The sequence below is a fragment of the Terrisporobacter vanillatitrophus genome, from assembly GCF_051148895.1.
Taxonomy (GTDB): domain Bacteria; phylum Bacillota; class Clostridia; order Peptostreptococcales; family Peptostreptococcaceae; genus Terrisporobacter; species Terrisporobacter vanillatitrophus.
The window spans coordinates 3906404-3924546 of the sequence record NZ_CP154625.1 but is presented as its reverse complement, the minus strand read 5'-3'; the positions used below and the strand labels follow the sequence as shown (position 1 = coordinate 3924546).

Here is an 18143-nt window from a genome sequence, read left to right as displayed (position 1 = left end):
AATAAGAAAAATTTCATGAAAACTAATAACTTTTGTTGACAAAAAAATTTTTAAGTACTTTATAGACAAAGCCTTTTAATAAGTGTTATTCTATTATAAATAGTGGATATATACCACATATAGTGGTTAAACTATGAAAGTTATACAATATATAGTGATTAGGAGGTTTTTTTAATGTTAGACTATATTAGAAAAAGGGATGGAAGAATCGTAAAACTTAATGAAGATAGAATAACAAGAGCCATATTTAAAGCAGCTAGTGAAGTGGCAAAAGAAGAGGGAGTAGTACCTAGTTATGAGATGTCTGAAGAACTAAGTCAAAATGTAATAAAAATACTGAGTTCTAAATTTAAAGACACAATTCCTGGAGTTGAAGATATACAAAATATAGTAGTAAAAGTTTTAATAGAAGATGGTCATGCTAGAACTAGTGAAAAGTATATTACATATAGAAATGAAAGAAGTAGAATAAGAAACTCTCGTACAAGACTTATGAAATCTATAAGTCAAATAACATTTGAAGATGCTAGTGATGCTAATATAAAAAGAGAAAATGCTAATATTGATGGAAATACTGCTATGGGAACAATGCTACAGTATGGAAGTGCAGTTTCTAAAGAATTTTGCAAAACTTTTGTATTAAAACCTGAACATGTTCATGCTCATGATAGTGGAGATATACATATACATGATATGGACTTTCTTAATATGGGTACATTAACATGTTGTCAAATTAAGTTGGATAAGCTTTTTAAAAATGGATTTTCAACAGGACATGGATTTTTAAGAGAACCTAATAGTATTATGAGTTATGGTGCTTTGGCGGCCATTGCAATTCAGAGTGATCAAAATGATCAACATGGAGGACAAAGTATACCGTTTTTTGATTATGATATGTCTAAAGGTGTATATAAAACTTTTAGGAAACTATACATAGATAATTTACTAAAAGGTTTAGAATTATTAGTAGGTAAAAATGATATTGAAAAATTAAAAGAAATAGTATGCTCTACAGAAAATGAAACAGGATTAAAAGTTGGACTGAAACAAGAAGATAAATATAAAACCTTAGAAAGGGAAAAAATAATTAAGGAATTTAATATTGATTCAAATGTAGCAACTAGAATACAAGAGTTTGCATATAAAGAAGCATATAAAGAAACAGATAAACAGACATATCAATCTATGGAAGGATTTATACATAATCTAAATACAATGCACTCTAGGGCAGGAGCTCAAGTACCATTTTCCAGTATAAATTTTGGAACAGATACATCTTTAGAAGGCAGAATGGTAAGCAAGAATTTATTATTGTCAATGGAAAAAGGTTTAGGAAATGGTGAAACGGCTATATTCCCTATACTTATATTTAAAGTTAAAGAAGGCGTCAATTTAAATGAAAGTGATCCTAACTATGATTTATTTAAATTATCTTGCAGAGTATCAGCAAAAAGATTATTTCCTAATTTCAGTTTCTTAGATGCGCCATTTAACATAGAATATTACGAACCTAATAATCCAGAAACAGAAGCAACTTATATGGGATGTAGAACTAGGGTAATGAGTAATGTATGTGGTAAAAATGAAGTTAGTGGCAGAGGTAATTTATCTTTTACAACTATAAATTTACCTAGGCTTGGCATAGAACATGGAATAATAAAAAATGATAAAACTAATTTAGAGGATTTTTTTAAGGATTTAGATAATAAAATAGAATTAGTAATAGATGAATTATTAGAAAGAATGGAAATACAAGGGAATAAAAAAGTTAAAAATTTTCCTTTCTTAATGGGACAAGGTATATGGAGAGATTCGGATAAATTAAATTATGATGATAAGTTAGACGAAGTGATTAAACAAGGAACTCTGACACTTGGCTTTATTGGTTTAGCTGAGTGCTTAATCGCGTTAATAGGAAAACATCATGGAGAAAGTGAAGAAGCTCAAAAATTAGGATTGAAAATTATATCACATATGAGAAAAAGAATGGATGAGGCTACTGATAGATATAAGTTAAATTTCTCTTTAATCGCAACACCAGCAGAAGGATTGTCTGGTAGATTTACAGATATAGACAAAAGAATATATGGAGAGATAAAAGGTATAACAGACAAAGAATATTATACAAATTCATTCCACATACCTGTTTATTATAAAATAAGTGCATATGATAAAATAAAAAAAGAAGCACCTTACCATGCGTTAACAAATGGTGGACATATTACATATGTAGAGTTAGATGGAGATACGTCTAATAATTTAGAGGCTTTTGAAATAATAATAAGAGCAATGAAAGAATCTGGGATAGGATATGGTAGTGTGAATCATCCAGTTGATAGAGATCCTATATGTGGTTACTCTGGAGTTATAGAAGGATTTGTATGTCCGAAATGTGGCAGAAATGAAAATGATAGCAATATAAAGTTTGAGAGAATAAGAAGAATAACAGGATATTTAGTAGGAACTGTAGATAGGTTTAATGATGCAAAAAAGGCAGAAGTTAGAGATAGAGTGAAACATAATTAAAAATATTAAAGGTAGTGGTTATATGAAATTAAGATTAGCCTCACAATTGACATATGATAGTATTGTAGATGGACCTGGACTTAGAATGGTTATTTGGACACAGGGGTGCATACACCATTGTTATAAATGTCATAACCCTCAAACCCATAAATTAGAAGGTGGGATTATTGTTGATACAGATTATGTTATAGAAGAAATAAAAAAACTAAAATTGCATAGGGGAATAACCTTATCAGGTGGGGAACCGTTTTTACAACCAAAAGCATTATCATTAATTGCAAAATATGCACAGTTAGAAAGTTTAGATGTTTGGTGTTACACTGGTTTTGAATTTGAATATTTAATAAGTAAAAATAACCCTTTATATATGTATAACAAAACTTTATTGCAATATATAGATATATTAGTAGATGGAAAATTCGTATATGAAAAAAAAGATATAGGATTAAAATTTAGAGGATCATCAAATCAAAGGATAATAGATGTTAAAAGTAGCTTAAAGATAAATGAGATAGTATTAAAAGAAGAATATATGGAAAAAAGTCTACATATGGCAAAATAATCTTTAAGGAAGATGATATAATTTATTATCTTCCTTAATTTTATTTTAAAAATATATAAATAAAAAATGTGAATAAATATAGTGTATATGTGGATAAAATATAATGGACTTCTATTAAAGTTTGAAATTTAAATGTATATAAAAATGTGGAAATGTGGATAAATATATATGTAAAAATTGATGAAAAAAATATTAAAAAAAAGGGTTGACGATGAAAAATAAACCTGGTATAGTTATACTTGTCCTTGAAACGAGGGCAAAAGAGAAACAAAACTTTAAAAAAAGTGTTGACAAAAGAAAGCTTTAAATGATAAAGTAATACTTGTCAAAAAGATAACTAGTCAGCAAAAAATAAAAATGTTGACAAAGGAAAATAATTTTGATAACTTTAAGAGGTTAAAATAAAAGAACTTTGAAAATTAAACAGTAGGTTAACAATAAATTAATTCTTTAAGAATTAAACACAAACAAACCAAGCCAGATATTCAGATAATGATTAGCTGAACAATTGGACAACTTTTATTTGAGAGTTTGATCCTGGCTCAGGATGAACGCTGGCGGCGTGCCTAACACATGCAAGTCGAGCGATTCTCTTCGGAGAAGAGCGGCGGACGGGTGAGTAACGCGTGGGTAACCTGCCTCATACACATGGATAACATACCGAAAGGTATGCTAATACAGGATAATATAAGAGATTCACATGGATTTCTTATCAAAGCTCCGGCGGTATGAGATGGACCCGCGTCTGATTAGCTAGTTGGTAAGGTAACGGCTTACCAAGGCGACGATCAGTAGCCGACCTGAGAGGGTGATCGGCCACATTGGAACTGAGACACGGTCCAAACTCCTACGGGAGGCAGCAGTGGGGAATATTGCACAATGGGCGAAAGCCTGATGCAGCAACGCCGCGTGAGTGATGAAGGCCTTCGGGTCGTAAAACTCTGTCCTCAAGGAAGATAATGACGGTACTTGAGGAGGAAGCCCCGGCTAACTACGTGCCAGCAGCCGCGGTAATACGTAGGGGGCTAGCGTTATCCGGATTTACTGGGCGTAAAGGGTGCGTAGGTGGTTTCTTAAGTCAGGAGTGAAAGGCTACGGCTCAACCGTAGTAAGCTCTTGAAACTGGGAAACTTGAGTGCAGGAGAGGAAAGTGGAATTCCTAGTGTAGCGGTGAAATGCGTAGATATTAGGAGGAACACCAGTAGCGAAGGCGGCTTTCTGGACTGTAACTGACACTGAGGCACGAAAGCGTGGGGAGCAAACAGGATTAGATACCCTGGTAGTCCACGCCGTAAACGATGAGTACTAGGTGTCGGGGGTTACCCCCCTCGGTGCCGCAGCTAACGCATTAAGTACTCCGCCTGGGGAGTACGCTCGCAAGAGTGAAACTCAAAGGAATTGACGGGGACCCGCACAAGTAGCGGAGCATGTGGTTTAATTCGAAGCAACGCGAAGAACCTTACCTAAGCTTGACATCCTTTTGACCGATGCCTAATCGCATTTTTCCCTTCGGGGACAGAAGTGACAGGTGGTGCATGGTTGTCGTCAGCTCGTGTCGTGAGATGTTGGGTTAAGTCCCGCAACGAGCGCAACCCTTGCCTTTAGTTGCCAGCATTAAGTTGGGCACTCTAGAGGGACTGCCAGGGATAACCTGGAGGAAGGTGGGGATGACGTCAAATCATCATGCCCCTTATGCTTAGGGCTACACACGTGCTACAATGGGTGGTACAGAGGGCAGCCAAGTCGTGAGGCCGAGCTAATCCCTTAAAGCCATTCTCAGTTCGGATTGTAGGCTGAAACTCGCCTACATGAAGCTGGAGTTACTAGTAATCGCAGATCAGAATGCTGCGGTGAATGCGTTCCCGGGTCTTGTACACACCGCCCGTCACACCACGGAAGTTGGGGGCGCCCGAAGCCACTTAGCTAACCCTTTTGGGAAGCGAGTGTCGAAGGTGAAATCAATAACTGGGGTGAAGTCGTAACAAGGTAGCCGTATCGGAAGGTGCGGCTGGATCACCTCCTTTCTAGGGAGAATTAACCTACTGTTTAATTTTGAGGGTTCTTTAACTCTTACAAAAAAATATTGATAAGATTCGACAAAGTAATTATAATATATTTTGTTGAAAAATATATGGGGGTATAGCTCAGCTGGGAGAGCACCTGCCTTGCACGCAGGGGGTCAACGGTTCGATCCCGTTTATCTCCACCATTTGTACTTACTTGTTAAGTGCTTTAGTACTTTGAAAACTGCATAACATTTAGTGATATGACATTATAAAAGAAGAAGATAAACTTCTTAAAAAATATATCATATAAAGAAGATAACTTTTAAAAATATCAAACTTTGATAACTGGTCAAGTTATTAAGGGTGTAGGGCGAATGCCTTGGCACTAGGAGCCGATGAAGGACGCGATAAGCTGCGATAAGCTTGGGGGAGTTGCACGTAAACTTTGATCCCAAGATTTCCGAATGAGGAAACTCACTTAGAGTAATGTCTAAGTATGGTATGATGAATACATAGTCATGCCAGGGGAACCCGGGGAACTGAAACATCTAAGTACCCGGAGGAAGAGAAAGAAATTCGATTCCGTAAGTAGCGGCGAGCGAACGCGGAACAGGCCAAACCAATAAAGTTTTCTTTGTTGGGGTTGCGGACATATCATAAAGTTGAGGAATTGTAAGTGAAGAGAGTTGGAAAGCTCCGCTATAAAGTGTAAAAGCCACGTAGTTGAAACAAGAAATCGATAGATATGATCCAGAGTACCACGGGACACGTGAAACCCTGTGGGAAGCAGGAGGGACCATCCTCCAAGCCTAAATACTACCTAGTGACCGATAGCGTATAGTACCGTGAGGGAAAGGTGAAAAGAACCCCGGGAGGGGAGTGAAATAGAACCTGAAACCCTACACTTACAAGCTGTAGGAGCACATTACTTGTGTGACTGCGTACTTTTTGTAGAACGGGCCAACGAGTTACGTTACCTAGCAAGGTTAAGCACTTAAGGTGTGGAGCCGTAGCGAAAGCGAGTCTTAACTGGGCGTTTAGTTAGTTGACGTAGACCCGAAACCGGGCGACCTATCCATGGGCAGGTTGAAGCGAAAGTAAAATTTCGTGGAGGACCGAACCCACGAGCGTTGAAAAGCTCGGGGATGACCTGTGGATAGCGGTGAAATTCCAATCGAGCCCGGAGATAGCTGGTTCTCTCCGAAATAGCTTTAGGGCTAGCCTCAAGGTTTAGAGAAGCGGAGGTAGAGCACTGAATGTCCTAGGGGGTATTGCACTTACCGAAGACTATCAAACTCCGAATGCCGTATTCTTATACTTGGGAGTCAGACTGTGGGTGATAAGATTCATAGTCAAAAGGGCAACAGCCCAGATCGTCAGCTAAGGTCCCTAAATGTACGTTAAGTGGTAAAGGATGTGGGATTGCACAGACAACCAGGATGTTGGCTTAGAAGCAGCCACTCATTTAAAGAGTGCGTAATAGCTCACTGGTCGAGTGATCCTGCGCCGAAAATTTCCGGGGCTAAAACGTACTACCGAAGCTACGGCATCATTTATGATGGGTAGGAGAGCTTTCTATACGGATTGAAGCATTACCGTAAGGAGATGTGGACTGTATAGAAGTGAGAATGTTGGCATGAGTAGCGAGATGTGGGTGAGAATCCCACAGGCCGTAAACCCAAGGTTTCCAGGGGAAGGTTCGTCCGCCCTGGGTTAGTCAGGACCTAAGCCGAGGCCGAAAGGCGTAGGTGATGGACAACAGGTTGATATTCCTGTACCACCAATAACCGTTTGAGAAATGGGATGACACAGAAGGATAAGCTAACCGTACTGTTGGTTATGTACGGGCAAGTATTGAGGCAGTTCTAATAGGCAAATCCGTTAGAATAATGCTGGGGTACGATGCGGAGCGAAATTTAGTAGCGAAGTAGCTGATTTCACACTGTCGAGAAAAGTCTCTATCGAGGTTAAAGGTGCCTGTACCGCAAACCGACACAGGTGGGTGAGGAGAGTATCCTAAGGCCAGCCAGAGAACTGTTGTTAAGGAACTCGGCAAAATGACCCCGTAACTTAGGGAGAAGGGGTGCCATGGAAACATGGCCGCAGAGAATAGGCCCAAGCGACTGTTTACCAAAAACATAGGTTTCTGCTAAGTCGCAAGACGATGTATAGGAGCTGACGCCTGCCCGGTGCTGGAAGGTTAAGGGGATCTGTTAGGGTAACCGAAGCAGTGAACTTAAGCCCCAGTAAACGGCGGCCGTAACTATAACGGTCCTAAGGTAGCGAAATTCCTTGTCGGGTAAGTTCCGACCCGCACGAAAGGCGTAACGATTTGGGCACTGTCTCAACAACAGACTGGGTGAAATTGTAATACCGGTGAAGATGCCGGTTACCTGCGACAGGACGGAAAGACCCCATGGAGCTTTACTGTAGCTTGACATTGAGTCTCGGTGCTACATGTACAGGATAGGTGGGAGGCTATGAAGCATGGACGTCAGTCTGTGTGGAGCCATCCTTGGGATACCACCCTTGTAGTACTGGGATTCTAACCAGCTGCCTTGAATCAGGTAGTGGGACACTGTCAGGTGGACAGTTTGACTGGGGCGGTCGCCTCCTAAAAAGTAACGGAGGCGCTCAAAGGTTCTCTCAGTACGGTCGGAAATCGTACGAAGAGTGTAAAGGCAGAAGAGAGCTTGATTGCAAGACATACAGGTCGAGCAAGGACGAAAGTCGGACTTAGTGATCCGGTGGTACCGCATGGAAGGGCCATCGCTCAACGGATAAAAGCTACCCTGGGGATAACAGGCTGATCTCCCCCAAGAGTCCACATCGACGGGGAGGTTTGGCACCTCGATGTCGGCTCATCACATCCTGGGGCTGTAGTAGGTCCCAAGGGTTGGGCTGTTCGCCCATTAAAGTGGTACGCGAGCTGGGTTCAGAACGTCGTGAGACAGTTCGGTCCCTATCCGTCGCAGGCGTAGGAAATTTGAGGAGACCTGTCCTTAGTACGAGAGGACCGGGATGGACGTACCGCTGGTGTACCAGTTGTTCTGCCAAGGGCATAGCTGGGTAGCTAAGTACGGAAAGGATAAGCGCTGAAAGCATCTAAGCGCGAAGCCTACTTCAAGATAAGATTTCCCACCGTAAGGTTAAGACCCCATGAAGACTACATGGTTGATAGGTCAGAGGTGGAAGTGTGGTAACATATGTAGCTTACTGATACTAATAGGTCGAGGACTTGACCAATATAAGTTATATCTTAAATGTTTGCAGTTTTGAAAGTATTAAAATTTTCAAAAAAATAAAATAAAAAAGTTGACAAGGTTTTAAATAAATGTTATTATAATACTTGTTCAGCAAAAAAATGTGGTTATTATAGCAAAGAGGATACACCTGTTCCCATTCCGAACACAGAAGTTAAGCTCTTGAGCGGCGATGGTACTTGGGGGGCGACCTCCTGGGAGAGTAGCACGTAGCCACGTAATGTTCCAAGGTAGCTCAACGGTGGAGCACTCGGCTGTTAACCGATAGGCTGAGGGTTCGAGTCCCTCCCTTGGAGCCAAGAAAGTGCCGAAGTGGCGGAACTGGCAGACGCACAGGACTTAAAATCCTGCGAAACTTATACTTTCGTACCGGTTCGATTCCGGTCTTCGGCACCAAATTAATATAGCGGAGTGGAGCAGTTGGCAGCTCGTCGGGCTCATAACCCGAAGGTCACAGGTTCGAGTCCTGTCTCCGCAACCATTTAAATATATATGGCTCATTGGTCAAGCGGTCAAGACACCGCCCTTTCACGGCGGTAACAGGGGTTCGATTCCCCTATGAGTCACCATTATGGGACCATAGCTCAGCTGGGAGAGCACCTGCCTTACAAGCAGGGGGTCACAGGTTCGAGCCCTGTTGGTCCCACCATTAAAACATATAATGCGGCCTGGTAGTTCAGTTGGTTAGAATGCCAGCCTGTCACGCTGGAGGTCGAGGGTTCGAGCCCCTTCCAGGTCGCCATAAATATTAACACTATGCTGGTGTGGCTCAACGGTAGAGCAGCTGACTTGTAATCAGCAGGTTGTAGGTTCGATTCCTATCACCAGCTCCAAAATTCTTAGGAGGATTTCCCGAGCGGCCAAAGGGGGCAGACTGTAAATCTGTTAGCGATGCTTTCGGTGGTTCGAATCCACCATCCTCCACCAAAAAATATATGCGGGTGTAGCTCAATGGTAGAGTTCCGGCCTTCCAAGCCGGCTGTGAGGGTTCGATCCCCTTCACCCGCTCCATTTAAAATATGGGTGCATAGCTCAGCTGGATAGAGCAACGCCCTTCTAAGGCGTGTGTCCGGGGTTCGAATCCCTGTGCGCTCACCATATATTGGGGATTAGCCAAGTCGGTAAGGCACATGACTTTGACTCATGCATGCGTAGGTTCAAGTCCTGCATCCCCAGCCATTAAATATGACTCATTAGCTCAGTCGGTAGAGCACTTGACTTTTAATCAAGGTGTCCGGAGTTCGAATCTCCGATGGGTCACCACTAAAAATTGGAGAGGTGTCCGAGTGGTTTAAGGAGCTGGTCTTGAAAACCAGTGATGCTTAACGGCACCGTGGGTTCGAATCCCACCCTCTCCGCCAAAAAATATGGAGAAGTACTCAAGTGGCTCAAGAGGATCCCCTGCTAAGGGATTAGGCTGGATTAAACCGGTGCGAGGGTTCGAATCCCTCCTTCTCCGCCAATTTTTACGAGGTGTAGCGCAGTTTGGTAGCGCACTTGGTTTGGGACCATGGGGCCGGGGGTTCGAGTCCCTTCACCTCGACCAGAATAATATGGACCATTAGCTCAGTTGGTTAGAGCGCCCGGCTCATAACCGGTAGGTCTGGGGTTCGAGTCCCTGATGGTCCACCATATTTAATATAGGGGTGTAGCTCAGTTGGTAGAGCGTCGGTCTCCAAAACCGTGCGCCGGGGGTTCGAGTCCCTCCACCCCTGCCACAAGAAACTCAAAAACTTAAAACAGTATTTTACTAATTTATACTTCGAGGTGTAGCGCAGTTTGGTAGCGCACTTGGTTTGGGACCATGGGGCCGGGGGTTCGAGTCCCTTCACCTCGACCAAAATTAGGGCTTATAGCTCAGGTGGTTAGAGCGCACGCCTGATAAGCGTGAGGTCGCTGGTTCGAGTCCAGCTAGGCCCACCATTTGCCCAGATAGCTCAGTCGGTAGAGCAGGGGACTGAAAATCCCCGTGTCGGTGGTTCGATTCCGCCTCTGGGCACCACAAAGAACTTTGAAAATTAAACAGTAGGTTAACAATAAATTAATTCTTTAAGAATTAAACACAAACAAACCAAGCCAGATATTCAGATAATGATTAGCTGAGCAATTGGACAACTTTTATTTGAGAGTTTGATCCTGGCTCAGGATGAACGCTGGCGGCGTGCCTAACACATGCAAGTCGAGCGATTCTCTTCGGAGAAGAGCGGCGGACGGGTGAGTAACGCGTGGGTAACCTGCCTCATACACATGGATAACATACCGAAAGGTATGCTAATACAGGATAATATAAGAGATTCACATGGATTTCTTATCAAAGCTCCGGCGGTATGAGATGGACCCGCGTCTGATTAGCTAGTTGGTAAGGTAACGGCTTACCAAGGCGACGATCAGTAGCCGACCTGAGAGGGTGATCGGCCACATTGGAACTGAGACACGGTCCAAACTCCTACGGGAGGCAGCAGTGGGGAATATTGCACAATGGGCGAAAGCCTGATGCAGCAACGCCGCGTGAGTGATGAAGGCCTTCGGGTCGTAAAACTCTGTCCTCAAGGAAGATAATGACGGTACTTGAGGAGGAAGCCCCGGCTAACTACGTGCCAGCAGCCGCGGTAATACGTAGGGGGCTAGCGTTATCCGGATTTACTGGGCGTAAAGGGTGCGTAGGTGGTTTCTTAAGTCAGGAGTGAAAGGCTACGGCTCAACCGTAGTAAGCTCTTGAAACTGGGAAACTTGAGTGCAGGAGAGGAAAGTGGAATTCCTAGTGTAGCGGTGAAATGCGTAGATATTAGGAGGAACACCAGTAGCGAAGGCGGCTTTCTGGACTGTAACTGACACTGAGGCACGAAAGCGTGGGGAGCAAACAGGATTAGATACCCTGGTAGTCCACGCCGTAAACGATGAGTACTAGGTGTCGGGGGTTACCCCCCTCGGTGCCGCAGCTAACGCATTAAGTACTCCGCCTGGGGAGTACGCTCGCAAGAGTGAAACTCAAAGGAATTGACGGGGACCCGCACAAGTAGCGGAGCATGTGGTTTAATTCGAAGCAACGCGAAGAACCTTACCTAAGCTTGACATCCTTTTGACCGATGCCTAATCGCATTTTTCCCTTCGGGGACAGAAGTGACAGGTGGTGCATGGTTGTCGTCAGCTCGTGTCGTGAGATGTTGGGTTAAGTCCCGCAACGAGCGCAACCCTTGCCTTTAGTTGCCAGCATTAAGTTGGGCACTCTAGAGGGACTGCCAGGGATAACCTGGAGGAAGGTGGGGATGACGTCAAATCATCATGCCCCTTATGCTTAGGGCTACACACGTGCTACAATGGGTGGTACAGAGGGCAGCCAAGTCGTGAGGCCGAGCTAATCCCTTAAAGCCATTCTCAGTTCGGATTGTAGGCTGAAACTCGCCTACATGAAGCTGGAGTTACTAGTAATCGCAGATCAGAATGCTGCGGTGAATGCGTTCCCGGGTCTTGTACACACCGCCCGTCACACCACGGAAGTTGGGGGCGCCCGAAGCCACTTAGCTAACCCTTTTGGGAAGCGAGTGTCGAAGGTGAAATCAATAACTGGGGTGAAGTCGTAACAAGGTAGCCGTATCGGAAGGTGCGGCTGGATCACCTCCTTTCTAGGGAGAATTAACCTACTGTTTAATTTTGAGGGTTCTTTAACTCTTACAAAAAAATATTGATAAGATTCGACAAAGTAATTATAATATATTTTGTTGAAAAATATATGGGGGTATAGCTCAGCTGGGAGAGCACCTGCCTTGCACGCAGGGGGTCAACGGTTCGATCCCGTTTATCTCCACCATTTGTACTTACTTGTTAAGTGCTTTAGTACTTTGAAAACTGCATAACATTTAGTGATATGACATTATAAAAGAAGAAGATAAACTTCTTAAAAAATATATCATATAAAGAAGATAACTTTTAAAAATATCAAACTTTGATAACTGGTCAAGTTATTAAGGGTGTAGGGCGAATGCCTTGGCACTAGGAGCCGATGAAGGACGCGATAAGCTGCGATAAGCTTGGGGGAGTTGCACGTAAACTTTGATCCCAAGATTTCCGAATGAGGAAACTCACTTAGAGTAATGTCTAAGTATGGTATGATGAATACATAGTCATGCCAGGGGAACCCGGGGAACTGAAACATCTAAGTACCCGGAGGAAGAGAAAGAAATTCGATTCCGTAAGTAGCGGCGAGCGAACGCGGAACAGGCCAAACCAATAAAGTTTTCTTTGTTGGGGTTGCGGACATATCATAAAGTTGAGGAATTGTAAGTGAAGAGAGTTGGAAAGCTCCGCTATAAAGTGTAAAAGCCACGTAGTTGAAACAAGAAATCGATAGATATGATCCAGAGTACCACGGGACACGTGAAACCCTGTGGGAAGCAGGAGGGACCATCCTCCAAGCCTAAATACTACCTAGTGACCGATAGCGTATAGTACCGTGAGGGAAAGGTGAAAAGAACCCCGGGAGGGGAGTGAAATAGAACCTGAAACCCTACACTTACAAGCTGTAGGAGCACATTACTTGTGTGACTGCGTACTTTTTGTAGAACGGGCCAACGAGTTACGTTACCTAGCAAGGTTAAGCACTTAAGGTGTGGAGCCGTAGCGAAAGCGAGTCTTAACTGGGCGTTTAGTTAGTTGACGTAGACCCGAAACCGGGCGACCTATCCATGGGCAGGTTGAAGCGAAAGTAAAATTTCGTGGAGGACCGAACCCACGAGCGTTGAAAAGCTCGGGGATGACCTGTGGATAGCGGTGAAATTCCAATCGAGCCCGGAGATAGCTGGTTCTCTCCGAAATAGCTTTAGGGCTAGCCTCAAGGTTTAGAGAAGCGGAGGTAGAGCACTGAATGTCCTAGGGGGTATTGCACTTACCGAAGACTATCAAACTCCGAATGCCGTATTCTTATACTTGGGAGTCAGACTGTGGGTGATAAGATTCATAGTCAAAAGGGCAACAGCCCAGATCGTCAGCTAAGGTCCCTAAATGTACGTTAAGTGGTAAAGGATGTGGGATTGCACAGACAACCAGGATGTTGGCTTAGAAGCAGCCACTCATTTAAAGAGTGCGTAATAGCTCACTGGTCGAGTGATCCTGCGCCGAAAATTTCCGGGGCTAAAACGTACTACCGAAGCTACGGCATCATTTATGATGGGTAGGAGAGCTTTCTATACGGATTGAAGCATTACCGTAAGGAGATGTGGACTGTATAGAAGTGAGAATGTTGGCATGAGTAGCGAGATGTGGGTGAGAATCCCACAGGCCGTAAACCCAAGGTTTCCAGGGGAAGGTTCGTCCGCCCTGGGTTAGTCAGGACCTAAGCCGAGGCCGAAAGGCGTAGGTGATGGACAACAGGTTGATATTCCTGTACCACCAATAACCGTTTGAGAAATGGGATGACACAGAAGGATAAGCTAACCGTACTGTTGGTTATGTACGGGCAAGTATTGAGGCAGTTCTAATAGGCAAATCCGTTAGAATAATGCTGGGGTACGATGCGGAGCGAAATTTAGTAGCGAAGTAGCTGATTTCACACTGTCGAGAAAAGTCTCTATCGAGGTTAAAGGTGCCTGTACCGCAAACCGACACAGGTGGGTGAGGAGAGTATCCTAAGGCCAGCCAGAGAACTGTTGTTAAGGAACTCGGCAAAATGACCCCGTAACTTAGGGAGAAGGGGTGCCATGGAAACATGGCCGCAGAGAATAGGCCCAAGCGACTGTTTACCAAAAACATAGGTTTCTGCTAAGTCGCAAGACGATGTATAGGAGCTGACGCCTGCCCGGTGCTGGAAGGTTAAGGGGATCTGTTAGGGTAACCGAAGCAGTGAACTTAAGCCCCAGTAAACGGCGGCCGTAACTATAACGGTCCTAAGGTAGCGAAATTCCTTGTCGGGTAAGTTCCGACCCGCACGAAAGGCGTAACGATTTGGGCACTGTCTCAACAACAGACTGGGTGAAATTGTAATACCGGTGAAGATGCCGGTTACCTGCGACAGGACGGAAAGACCCCATGGAGCTTTACTGTAGCTTGACATTGAGTCTCGGTGCTACATGTACAGGATAGGTGGGAGGCTATGAAGCATGGACGTCAGTCTGTGTGGAGCCATCCTTGGGATACCACCCTTGTAGTACTGGGATTCTAACCAGCTGCCTTGAATCAGGTAGTGGGACACTGTCAGGTGGACAGTTTGACTGGGGCGGTCGCCTCCTAAAAAGTAACGGAGGCGCTCAAAGGTTCTCTCAGTACGGTCGGAAATCGTACGAAGAGTGTAAAGGCAGAAGAGAGCTTGATTGCAAGACATACAGGTCGAGCAAGGACGAAAGTCGGACTTAGTGATCCGGTGGTACCGCATGGAAGGGCCATCGCTCAACGGATAAAAGCTACCCTGGGGATAACAGGCTGATCTCCCCCAAGAGTCCACATCGACGGGGAGGTTTGGCACCTCGATGTCGGCTCATCACATCCTGGGGCTGTAGTAGGTCCCAAGGGTTGGGCTGTTCGCCCATTAAAGTGGTACGCGAGCTGGGTTCAGAACGTCGTGAGACAGTTCGGTCCCTATCCGTCGCAGGCGTAGGAAATTTGAGGAGACCTGTCCTTAGTACGAGAGGACCGGGATGGACGTACCGCTGGTGTACCAGTTGTTCTGCCAAGGGCATAGCTGGGTAGCTAAGTACGGAAAGGATAAGCGCTGAAAGCATCTAAGCGCGAAGCCTACTTCAAGATAAGATTTCCCACCGTAAGGTTAAGACCCCATGAAGACTACATGGTTGATAGGTCAGAGGTGGAAGTGTGGTAACATATGTAGCTTACTGATACTAATAGGTCGAGGACTTGACCAATAAATATAATGGAAACATTAAATGTTAGCAGTTTTGAAAGTACTAACAAAAGTTAATACTTGAATAAAGATTATGTGGTTATTATAGCAAAGAGGATACACCTGTTCTCATTCCGAACACAGAAGTTAAGCTCTTGAGCGGCGATGGTACTTGGGGGGCGACCTCCTGGGAGAGTAGCACGTAGCCACGTAATGTTCCAAGGTAGCTCAACGGTGGAGCACTCGGCTGTTAACCGATAGGCTGAGGGTTCGAGTCCCTCCCTTGGAGCCAAATAACAAAATTTAAATAACATGGCTCATTGGTCAAGCGGTTAAGACACCGCCCTTTCACGGCGGTAACAGGGGTTCGATTCCCCTATGAGTCACCATGCGGGTGTAGCTCAATGGTAGAGTTCCGGCCTTCCAAGCCGGCTGTGAGGGTTCGATCCCCTTCACCCGCTCCATTTTAATTTATTCCGGGACCATAGCTCAGCTGGGAGAGCACCTGCCTTACAAGCAGGGGGTCACAGGTTCGAGCCCTGTTGGTCCCACCAATTTACAGATTTTTATGCGGGAATAGTTCAGTGGTAGAGCGCAACCTTGCCAAGGTTGAAGTCGCGAGTTCGAATCTCGTTTCCCGCTCCAATAAACATGGGTGCATAGCTCAGCTGGATAGAGCAACGCCCTTCTAAGGCGTGTGTCCGGGGTTCGAATCCCTGTGCGCTCACCAATCAAAGTTTCACATTAGTGAAACTTTTTTTTTATAAAAAATGAAATAAATGTATATAATATATTGAATTAAATAAGATAGTTTGTATATAGTTGTATTATTATAGTATAATACATAGTGTAAAAGGTTAAGAAACTATTGAATAGGAGGATAAAATATGTCCGATATAAATTCTTTTTTAAATGGTTTTATTGATATAATATTAAGAATGAGCATATATGATATTGTAGATATATTAATTGTAGCTTATATATTCTATAAAATTTTTATGTTTATAAAGGATACAAGAGCGGAGCAAGTTTTTAAGGGTATAGTAGTTTTATTGCTTGCTACTCAACTTAGTTCTGTATTTAAATTACATACATTGTACTGGATATTAGTGAATGCATTAAATGTGGGAGTTTTAGCAGTTTGTATAATATTCCAACCTGAACTTAGGGCAGGTTTTGAACATTTAGGCAGAGCAAACTTCAATTTGATTGGAAAAAGTGGAGAGAATGTTGAAAGTAAGAAATTAGATAAGACAATAGATGAGATTGTAGAAACGTTATACTCTCTATCAAGACAAAGAATAGGAGCTCTTATTATATTAGAAAGAGAAACAAAAATATCAGATATCATAGGAACTGGCACTATAATTGATGGAGATGTTTCAAGACAATTATTAATAAATATATTTATACCAAATACACCTCTACATGATGGTGCAGTAGTAATAAGAGGTAATAAAGTAAAGGCAGCAGCATGTTTTTTACCTTTAAGTCAAAGTAAAGATTTAACAAAAGATTTAGGCACTAGGCATAGGGCCGGTGTGGGTATAAGTGAAGTGTCTGATTGTATTACTTTAATAGTTTCCGAAGAAACTGGAGAAGTTTCTATAGCTAAATCAGGTAAACTATATAGGGATATTATAAAAGAAAGAATGGCTAATATATTAAAGAAAAATTTAAATAAAACAACAGCTGAAGACAAAAGTTTCTTTAAAGGTGGGATATTTAAATGAAGAATAACTTAAAAAGAAATACTAGAATAAAATTAATATCTCTGCTTAGTGCTATAGTATTGTGGATGTATGTTATGGCTATAGTGGATCCAGAAGATACAAAACTTTTTGAAAATATACCTGTGACTGTAACAAATGCAGAAGAACTACAAGATGATGATTTGGTTGTATATCCAGAAACAGATTTAGTAGCTGATATTTATATAACAGGAAAATTATCTGATTTGCAAAAAATAAGTGAAGAAAATATACATATATATGGATCTATAAATAATCCAATTGAGGGGAAAAATTATCTTTATTTAAAAGTTAATACGACAAAACAAGTATCATATGAATTTAAATCAGACTTTATAGTTGTTAAGTTGGAAAAGCTTGTCCATCAGGAAAAAAATATTAATCCTGAAATAATTGGAGAATATAAGGATGATGTAGACACAGTAATACTACAGCAAAGTATAGTAAATATATCTGGTCCAAGGGTTTTAACAGATCAGGTTGATTATATAAATGCCACTGTACAAGTCGATAGTAAGAATAAAGATAAATTAAATAAAAGAGTGAAATTAATACCGGTAGGTACAGATGGTAAAGAAGTTAAAGGCGTTAATTTGGATATAAAAACTATTAATGCAGAAGTAACCTTTTTAGAGGAAAAACAAGTTCCTATAAATATTCAATTAAAAGATGAAAATGTAGATACTAAGGCATATGAATTAACACCAGAAGTTATAATGATAAAAGGTAAAAAGGAAGTATTAGACAAAATTAATTATATAAATACTCAAAAAATAGACTCTACTGACATAGGTGTTTCGCAAAAAATAGACTTGATTATTCCGGAAGGTGTTACAACTGAAGAAACTACTACAATAGTCAAGCTAAAGGATGAGGAAAGCTTAATTCAGAGATTAATATATAATAATTCTGAGATAGAACTAAGAAACAATACTCATGAAATCAAGGCTTTAGATTTGAATATACCTGACAGTATAAATGTTGAAGTACAATTAGATGACGAAAATACAAAGCTATCTAAATCAGATATAAGTTTATATATAGATTTAGAAAATGGATATGATGAGACAAAAGAGTATTTAATTAGGTATGAATCAGATACATCTTTTAAGAATGTAAAGATAATACCTAGTACTGTTGGAAAATAAAATATTTATATAAAAAAGTGTAATCAGGCTGATATTTTGTATAGGAAGCAGCAGGTTA

General features: G+C 42.2%; 4 protein-coding genes, 28 tRNA genes and 6 rRNA genes. All 38 read left to right on the top strand.

The annotated features are described in order from the left end of the window. Nucleotides 1-174 precede the first annotated feature (174 nt). The 38 genes from TVTCOM_RS19180 to TVTCOM_RS18995 all read left to right on the top strand — a co-directional run bounded on the left by TVTCOM_RS19180 (nt 175) and on the right by TVTCOM_RS18995 (nt 18085). Complete coding sequence (locus TVTCOM_RS19180) at nt 175-2526, top strand: anaerobic ribonucleoside triphosphate reductase (RefSeq protein ID WP_434797803.1); 2352 nt, start codon at nt 175-177, stop codon at nt 2524-2526. A 22-nt stretch (nt 2527-2548) separates the two neighbouring features. Then, nucleotides 2549-3088: an anaerobic ribonucleoside-triphosphate reductase activating protein gene (nrdG, locus tag TVTCOM_RS19175; RefSeq protein ID WP_434797802.1), complete on the top strand. Its 540-nt coding sequence runs from the start codon at nt 2549-2551 to the stop codon at nt 3086-3088. Between the two features lie 519 nt (nt 3089-3607). Further along, nucleotides 3608-5112: ribosomal RNA gene (locus TVTCOM_RS19170) — 16S ribosomal RNA — on the top strand. A gap of 109 nt (nt 5113-5221) precedes the next feature. Next, a tRNA-Ala gene (locus TVTCOM_RS19165) sits at nt 5222-5297 on the top strand. A gap of 144 nt (nt 5298-5441) precedes the next feature. Next, nucleotides 5442-8340: ribosomal RNA gene (locus TVTCOM_RS19160) — 23S ribosomal RNA — on the top strand. Between the two features lie 119 nt (nt 8341-8459). Then, a 5S ribosomal RNA gene (gene rrf / locus TVTCOM_RS19155) occupies nt 8460-8576 on the top strand. A gap of 5 nt (nt 8577-8581) precedes the next feature. Continuing rightward, nucleotides 8582-8656: transfer RNA gene (locus TVTCOM_RS19150), tRNA-Asn, on the top strand. A 7-nt stretch (nt 8657-8663) separates the two neighbouring features. Next, nucleotides 8664-8753, top strand: a tRNA-Leu gene (locus tag TVTCOM_RS19145). A 9-nt stretch (nt 8754-8762) separates the two neighbouring features. Further along, nucleotides 8763-8838, top strand: a tRNA-Met gene (locus TVTCOM_RS19140). Between the two features lie 13 nt (nt 8839-8851). Beyond that, nucleotides 8852-8926 (top strand) — tRNA-Glu (locus TVTCOM_RS19135). 4 nt (nt 8927-8930) lie between these two features. Then, nucleotides 8931-9006: transfer RNA gene (locus TVTCOM_RS19130), tRNA-Val, on the top strand. Between the two features lie 16 nt (nt 9007-9022). Next, a tRNA-Asp gene (locus tag TVTCOM_RS19125) sits at nt 9023-9099 on the top strand. 16 nt (nt 9100-9115) lie between these two features. Next, nucleotides 9116-9190, top strand: a tRNA-Thr gene (locus TVTCOM_RS19120). Nucleotides 9191-9199: 9 nt separating this feature from the next. After that, nucleotides 9200-9284 (top strand) — tRNA-Tyr (locus TVTCOM_RS19115). A gap of 10 nt (nt 9285-9294) precedes the next feature. Continuing rightward, nucleotides 9295-9368, top strand: a tRNA-Gly gene (locus TVTCOM_RS19110). Nucleotides 9369-9378: 10 nt separating this feature from the next. Then, nucleotides 9379-9455: transfer RNA gene (locus tag TVTCOM_RS19105), tRNA-Arg, on the top strand. Between the two features lie 5 nt (nt 9456-9460). Then, nucleotides 9461-9536, top strand: a tRNA-Gln gene (locus TVTCOM_RS19100). 8 nt (nt 9537-9544) lie between these two features. Next, nucleotides 9545-9620 (top strand) — tRNA-Lys (locus tag TVTCOM_RS19095). A 9-nt stretch (nt 9621-9629) separates the two neighbouring features. Continuing rightward, nucleotides 9630-9718: transfer RNA gene (locus TVTCOM_RS19090), tRNA-Ser, on the top strand. Between the two features lie 8 nt (nt 9719-9726). Further along, nucleotides 9727-9819 (top strand) — tRNA-Ser (locus TVTCOM_RS19085). 7 nt (nt 9820-9826) lie between these two features. After that, nucleotides 9827-9903 (top strand) — tRNA-Pro (locus tag TVTCOM_RS19080). A gap of 9 nt (nt 9904-9912) precedes the next feature. Further along, nucleotides 9913-9989 (top strand) — tRNA-Ile (locus TVTCOM_RS19075). Nucleotides 9990-9999: 10 nt separating this feature from the next. Continuing rightward, nucleotides 10000-10075, top strand: a tRNA-Trp gene (locus tag TVTCOM_RS19070). Nucleotides 10076-10120: 45 nt separating this feature from the next. After that, nucleotides 10121-10197 (top strand) — tRNA-Pro (locus tag TVTCOM_RS19065). A gap of 6 nt (nt 10198-10203) precedes the next feature. After that, a tRNA-Ile gene (locus tag TVTCOM_RS19060) sits at nt 10204-10280 on the top strand. A gap of 3 nt (nt 10281-10283) precedes the next feature. Then, a tRNA-Phe gene (locus TVTCOM_RS19055) sits at nt 10284-10359 on the top strand. Between the two features lie 116 nt (nt 10360-10475). Further along, nucleotides 10476-11980: ribosomal RNA gene (locus TVTCOM_RS19050) — 16S ribosomal RNA — on the top strand. Between the two features lie 109 nt (nt 11981-12089). Beyond that, a tRNA-Ala gene (locus tag TVTCOM_RS19045) sits at nt 12090-12165 on the top strand. Between the two features lie 144 nt (nt 12166-12309). Next, nucleotides 12310-15208: ribosomal RNA gene (locus TVTCOM_RS19040) — 23S ribosomal RNA — on the top strand. 73 nt (nt 15209-15281) lie between these two features. Continuing rightward, a 5S ribosomal RNA gene (gene rrf, locus TVTCOM_RS19035) occupies nt 15282-15398 on the top strand. The 16S, 23S and 5S rRNA genes sit together here with 28 tRNA genes alongside, the layout of an rRNA operon. A 5-nt stretch (nt 15399-15403) precedes the next feature. After that, nucleotides 15404-15478, top strand: a tRNA-Asn gene (locus TVTCOM_RS19030). A gap of 22 nt (nt 15479-15500) precedes the next feature. Next, a tRNA-Glu gene (locus TVTCOM_RS19025) sits at nt 15501-15575 on the top strand. Nucleotide 15576: 1 nt separating this feature from the next. Then, nucleotides 15577-15650: transfer RNA gene (locus tag TVTCOM_RS19020), tRNA-Gly, on the top strand. Between the two features lie 14 nt (nt 15651-15664). Further along, nucleotides 15665-15740: transfer RNA gene (locus TVTCOM_RS19015), tRNA-Val, on the top strand. Nucleotides 15741-15756: 16 nt separating this feature from the next. After that, nucleotides 15757-15831, top strand: a tRNA-Gly gene (locus tag TVTCOM_RS19010). 8 nt (nt 15832-15839) lie between these two features. Beyond that, a tRNA-Arg gene (locus tag TVTCOM_RS19005) sits at nt 15840-15916 on the top strand. A gap of 157 nt (nt 15917-16073) precedes the next feature. Then, a complete protein-coding gene (gene cdaA / locus TVTCOM_RS19000) occupies nt 16074-16919 on the top strand; it encodes a diadenylate cyclase CdaA (protein ID WP_434797801.1) in 846 nt (281 codons plus the stop codon). After that, nucleotides 16916-18085, top strand: a complete 1170-nt coding sequence (locus TVTCOM_RS18995) for a CdaR family protein (protein ID WP_434797800.1) — start codon at nt 16916-16918, stop codon at nt 18083-18085. The genes cdaA and TVTCOM_RS18995 overlap by 4 nt, the downstream gene beginning before the upstream one ends. Nucleotides 18086-18143: the final 58 nt, after the last annotated feature.